We start from the raw sequence: 5,710 nt of genomic DNA on the forward strand, positions 1-5,710 counted from the left end.
CTTTAGATAACTCTGTAGTTAGCCCTGCTACCAGAACTCCAGTTTCCTTATCAGTCAAAATTCGAACCTCTTCGGCTGGTTTAACAAGACTTGGTGCAGCCTCATTTCCTGTTGTAGCTACTGTTCCTGTGTATTCTGGTAACTCGTTTTTAGCGGCTTCTACTTCATTGACACCACCCTTGAATTCTGGGATTTCTACTACTGGAGCTGGCTCATCGCCTACTGTGCCGATTGCCTCTGTGTACTCTGGCAATTCATGTTTAGCGGCTTCTACTGCATTGACTCCGCCCTCAAATTCTGGAACTTCTACTACCGGAGCTGGCTCATCGCCTACTGTGCCGATTGCATCTGTGTACTCTGGCAATTCATGCTTAACAGCTTCCACAGCATTGACTCCGCCCTCAAATTCTGGCACTTCTACCACTGGTGCTGGCTCGTCGCCTACTGTGCCGATTGCATCTGTGTATTCTGGCAATTCATTCTTAGCGGCTTCTACTGCATTGACACCACCTTCAAATTCTGGGACTTCTACTACTGGCGCTGGCTCGTCGCCTTTACTTATTGTCGGTGCTGGCTCGTCTACCACTTCTTGATAGAAGGTAGTCATTTCGTAGAACTCTGGTTCTCCACCTTCCCAAGAAACTTTTACATCGAGAATCCGTGGATTTTTTCCTGAAAGGGCAAAGGTTTGGAAACTTGATCTGACTTCACCCAAGTTTTTCCATACTGATTCACCAGCATCATTCAAGGTACGAACTTGGACATTTACTTTTGCACCTTCTGGCAAGTCAGCAATCAAGCGAATATGATTGACCTTGGTTTCTTCAGATAAATGATAAACAAGCTCTCCTTTATCTTCAGTAGCTGCATAGCTAGTCAATACATTACCGTCAGTCATATTTTTCTTCAGGTTATCCGCTGCTTCTCTACCATTTCCTGTCACTGTAGGATTATTTTCAGGATTGATAAATTCACCATCATTAATCACGATTTCGCTAAATCCTACAAAACGAGCATTATAGTCCGCTGTAAATAGAACACGCATAAACTTAGCAGTTACAGGTTGATCCAGAATACCTTCAATATAACGATTTCCTGGGTTGGCAGAATCATGTGTCCAGCCGTCGGTCAAGGAATTATCACGAATTTCATTTTCCACACCATCTCCGACTGTTACAACATCCGTCCAATTCTTACCATCTTCACTGACTTGAATCTTTCCATCACGCAAATAATTACGCTGAGCATCCTGAATATAGGCACGAATCTTCTTGATGTGACGAATTGTGCCTAGTTTCATGACAATTTCCCCGTTTTTACGTTGGTAATCGGAAAATTCTACAAAATTATTAAAGTCCCCATCAAACAGTTGACCTAAATTGTGAACGCGACGAACATCATTAGCACCATAATATTGGTGAATACCCATAGTGGTTGATAAGAGTTCAGTTGGATCCACTTCTTTTGTCTTGACGACTAATTTTCCAGTAGGAAGCGCTTGATCCTTATCTGTCTTGTTCACGATGCGTACATAGCGTACCAAGGCGTATTCTGGAAGTTGGTCAGCGCTCATCCATTCCACTTCATTTGCTGAATATTCCAGTGTCAAACCTGTTTCACCTGCACCTTCAAGTGCAATTGAACTAGCTTCATGGAGGCGATCCAATTTCAAGCCAAGATAGCCATTTGCTGGAAGATGATTCCCTTGAGGTAAGGTCATTTCATAACGACCACGACTGTCCACTACTGGCGTTTCCTTCAGGCTGTCGACATTGGTGACGGTCAAATCAGTATTTGGTGTATCGACGTCAACTCTAAAGTCCGCAATTCTCCACCATTTGCTGAGAAGCTGTGTATTACGAACACGAACGTATTGTGCTGTGAAGTTTTGGCTAATATCTGAAATTCGATCCCCAGCTAAGGTCTGAAGTGTCTTCCAGTTTGTACCGTCTGTAGAATATTCGATGACACCAGCTGCTAGTTTGTCACTTTCCCCTTGAACTAGATGAACATGTTTCACTTTCTTAGCTCCACCCAAGTCCATTTGAACCCAAGCATTTTCTGGAGTCACATTCGTTTGATTGGCATGAGCCATCATAGATTCGGTGTTATCTTTGCCATCTTGCATTTGAAGCACACTGGTTCCATACTTGTAAACCAGGTTTGGACTTAGAGTAATGGTCCCTTTTACCTTCTTGCTTCCAAGTTCGAGCGGTCTATTGACAGCAATCTCACGCATGGCAAGCCAAGCATTATCCTTCTTAGCAGTGGCACGCATACGAACTGCTTGTGCCGTAATATCAAGATTAGTAAATTCAAGCGTACGTTCTCTACCTGTGTAGGCTGGACTTGTGAGAGCTACCCAGTCGCCCTGTTCGTTTTGATACTCGACAAGGGCATTTCCAAAGGTATAATTATCGGCTGTCTTTGTTCCTGTAGCAAAACCTAGCGTATGGACCTTAATGGCTTTATTGAAACGTAGTCCTACATAATCATCTCGTTCAATAACGGTTGTCGTCTTGACAATCGCATGAGTATCCAAGTCGCCATCTGTTACTTCTGCAAGACCTCCTTCAATCCCCGCACGGTTGGTAATAAAGGTGGTCACAAGTTTATCTGGATGCAACATGGTCTGGATATGTGTTGCCAAGTATTCCTTTAAGTTATTGATAAATGGACGAATATGTTGCACTCCAAACTCTGCCCGTTCATAATGGTCTACATAGAAGAAAGAGTAGCTAATAGACTGATCGTAATACTTAACCCCAGCATAATAATGCTCCCAAACCTTAGCATCATTCTTTTCAGCCAGACCTTCTGTCGCTGTCAGCAAGGCTTCTAAAGCATCCATCTGATCCACTGTATTGTCTAACCAGTAGTGGATTTGGTCAATAAGCTTCTTGTCCCCTTTTTCTTTCAGAAGGAGGGCGTCAGCCTTCAAGTTTGCAAAGATACCCTTTAATTCTTTTCTCTCTGCGTCTACGTTTTGACCAGTCTTCAATTTGTTATAAAAGTCTGTCAATTTAGGTGCAAGCTCAACAGATTCTTCCAATTTTGTGACATGGGGAGGACGGTTTTGGTTGCGCATATGCTTACCAAGTTCACGAAAGGCTTTTGATACATCACTTTCCTCAAAATTTCCATTGACCACATAGTTAAAGGCCATATCATTGATTTTTTCAGCTTCTTCCGCACTTCTCCATTGTTTCCAACCATACTGAGCCACATCAAAAAGGGCTACCTTTGAAGCTTCGGATTGTTGCATCGGATTTAGCATGATGCCCTGCGCCAAGGACAAATCAACCTTGGGATGTAAGAATTTTTCACCACCACCTAGAATCAAGTGTTGCTTGGTATTATCATTACAAGGCCAGTTAATCCAGAAATGAATCGGACGATACTTCTTGCCACCTTCTGTCAAATTCTTCTTCAAATTTGTTAGGAAGGTTTGGTCAACTGCACCCCATACCTTACCCCCTGTTAGGGTTAAATGAACCGTTTCTGGAAGGCGTTCGTTGAGCGTACGAAGTTCATCTTCTGTCCCTTGTCCCATATACCAGGCTGGAACGAAAATCATATCTTTACGAAGGCCACTGTATTTTGTTTCTTGTTCAGTTAGCCAATTTGTCAGGTCGGTCATTAACCGAACATAACTATTATAGCCACCAACAGGCCAGGCCGCATCATCAGCTAGAACCCCAAATTCACGCACACCTGCATCCAGCAATTGGGTGAATTTCGCTTTAATGACATCTAAATCTTGTTTATATAATTCATCCGTGTCAAAACGCATCTTGTTATGCATAAATGGATGGATGGTCCATACATAGCGAGTCTTTGTTTCATTCCCCACACGAGCTAGATCACGAATCTCTGCCATTTTTTCTTCTGGGTAGAGTTCACGCCATTTAGCATTGTGATAGGGATCGTCTTTTGGCGCAAAAAAGTACTGAGTTAGCTTTAAGTCGCCACCATAGCGCATCAACTCCTCACGGTTTTCCTTAGTCCAAGGATTTCCATAATAGCCTTCGATAAAGCTACGATTCTTCACTTCTGCATAATCTTCTACTGTCACATCTCGAAGAACTGGGACAGGACTCTCCTTCAGCATTTGTTTCAAAGTTGTTAGTCCAAAGAAGACAGCATCGGTATCCTTTCCGACGATCGAAATCTTATTGTCCTTCACGCGCAAGACATAGGCATCAATTTTATCGTATAATTCAGACGAAATATCTTGGACTTCTTTTTCTGCCAGAGGAGCTTTCCCACGCACTCCAAGGAAAATGTTGGTCGCCCCTTCTGTAGCTTTTGTACTGGTAGTGTAAGATACATTACTAGCTTGGAGAACTTCTTTGGCACGGTTACGTGTATAGATATCTAAGCCATCGCTAAAGACAAGGTTTACCTTTCCTTCCAGAGCAGTAACCCCATCGCCATAAGTTACCTTTTGAGGTCTTGGAAATACCGTATATTCCTTTTTAGCTACTTTAGATTTTGCGGCATCAATTTCTGCTTTACTTGCAGGTTTATCTGCTGTAAATGAATCAGCTTTCTCCACCGTTCCATTTACTTCACCTGGTTTCGTAGGTTCTGTTACTGCATTGGTTTCAGTAGGAGCTACTTCTGTAGAAGCATTTTCTACGGTTGTACTTTTCTCCTCTACTGTAGAATTTTTAGTTTCTACTGGTTTTGAAGAAGTTTCTTCGGTAGCTTGGGACTTAGTAGCTACCTCTTCCACTTTAGTCTCTGAAACAAAGGTTGCCTCTGCACTTTTAATAGCGCCTGCCAAATCTGGTGATAACTTATCCTCTGGTGGAAGCTGTGTAAGACTTGTTTCTGCTTCTAGTGCGGGCTCTGTCTCTGCAGCTTGTACCATGCTGGCTCCAAAGATACTCGCACCAACCATTACTGAAGCTGCTCCTATTGCAAATTTTCGAATGCTATAATGACAACGTTTCTCAAAAAATTGATGATTCATCTTTCTTCTATTCCTTTCCTCCAACCACTCATCTAAGCGATTTCATCCCTATTTTAAAAAACGGAGAGAACCTAAAGGTCCTCTCCATATGGTTGTAGCATTTTTCGATCCTATCCACTGGGATAGTTCAAGTATTTCTACAATCAATCAGCAATGTAGAGTTCCAAACTCTATTTTTCTTTACGTTTAACAGTTAGTAGAGCCACTGATAAAACAAGACTGAGACTTGCTAGGAAGGCAGCTGTATCAGATCGACTTTCACCTGTTTCTGGAAGTCTTGCTGAATCTACTTTCTCTGAAGTATTTTCAAAGTTTTCTCTATTAACTGCTGGTTCATGAGCTTGTTCTACTGGTTCTTGGTTTTGTTCTTTATAGACAATCGCATAAAGTCCTAGATCTTTGGTGACAAATTCAACTGTGTCACCTACAAACGTCACCTTTTGAACCTGTAAGCCTTGATCTAAGCTCATATGATAAACTCCTTGAACCTGTCCCTTAACTGGTAATCTCACTAGAACAGCACCCTTGAGTTCAACTTCTTGGTTGTCCTTATCTAGCAATTTCACTTGATATGCATCATAGTGTTTACCAGCTAATTCTTGACGTAGAACCTTTTGAACTTGAAGCTTGAGATCTTTAGATAACTCTGTAGTTAGCCCTGCTACCAGAACTCCAGTTTCCTTATCAGTCAAAATTCGAACCTCTTCGGCTGGTTTAACAAGACTTGGTGCA

The 5,710-nt window shown here is 42.2% G+C and carries 1 protein-coding gene and 2 pseudogenes; all 3 read right to left on the reverse strand.

Features of this window, described 5'->3' with window-relative positions; translation table 11 throughout:
• Window positions 1-4,738, reverse strand: a pseudogene (locus tag E7C97_RS08860) (SIALI-17 repeat-containing surface protein); the annotation flags it as partial.
• A 174-nt stretch (window positions 4,739-4,912) separates the two neighbouring features.
• Window positions 4,913-4,978 (reverse strand): annotated as a pseudogene (locus tag E7C97_RS08865) (YSIRK-type signal peptide-containing protein); the annotation flags it as partial.
• A gap of 170 nt (window positions 4,979-5,148) precedes the next feature.
• The coding region (locus E7C97_RS08870; protein WP_316108962.1) for an LPXTG cell wall anchor domain-containing protein at window positions 5,149-5,710 on the reverse strand (562 nt) is incomplete at its 5' end.

It is taken from the genome of Streptococcus sp., from assembly GCF_032481935.1.
GTDB lineage: Bacteria > Bacillota > Bacilli > Lactobacillales > Streptococcaceae > Streptococcus.